At 47.3% G+C, this 879-nt stretch carries 1 protein-coding gene; it reads right to left on the reverse strand.

The window, feature by feature from the left end; all coding sequences use genetic code 11:
- The coding region (locus R7Q46_RS25790) for a PAS domain-containing protein (RefSeq protein WP_318078030.1) at window positions 1–879 on the reverse strand (879 nt) is incomplete at both ends.

The raw sequence follows: 879 nt of genomic DNA on the forward strand, positions 1-879 counted from the left end.
CAGCATCAAGGCGGTGTGCCCGTTGTGCTGAATCAGTGTTACTTCTATTAAACAATCGATGGTTTCGCCGTGGCTGTCTAGCATCTGTGCTTCAAACTGATTGCGGCCATGTTGAAGCTCTCGATACATTGCATCAACACGACACTCATCAGCAGTCGTAGGGCAGAGCGTGTCTAATGGCTGCTCAAGAAGGTCGGATTTTTTATAACTCAGTAGTTCAAGCGCTCGATGGTTGGCGTCGACGATTTCACGTTCAATAACGATCAGCATGCCTAACGATGAGCTGTGGTAAAGTGCGCCGAATTTCTCCATGGAGTCTTTCAGTTGTAACTGAGTCATAGACGTGTTTTCAGAGAGCTTTTGCACAAGCTTTGTCGCGAGTTCTAACTCATCGAACTTTACGGACTGCAATCCTTCAAGCTGATATTGGGAGGCGATTTCGTTAATGCCTTCTGCAAAGTGGCTAAAGCGTGTTGCCACCTTTCTTTTGAAGATGAAAAACGTGCTGGTAGCAATGACTGACGCTACCACCCCAACCGTCGCAAAGAGGTAAATAAAGAGCGTATTACCTTTTGAATAGTGTTCGCGTTTGGTTTGTGTTTTCAACCACGCAATCGGCTCACCCGCGAGATCGCTGATTGGGGTCCATTTGATGATGGACTCTGAGGTTTTATCGATGCTTTTAGTTTTGGCATGATCGACAGGATTAAACGACTTGGTCACGAGCGTATTGCTGGCAGACATCATCGCTTTAAAGTCGCCAGGGAAACGCTCAGACAGATTGCGTCCCCAAAGCATCCAGCCGTTCGAAGGACGATCTCCTTCGCTGTTGCGAACCGGCGCTAAGCTCAACCCCCAAATGTTGTCATTGATCTTAAA

Source organism: Vibrio sp. 811, from assembly GCF_033339195.1.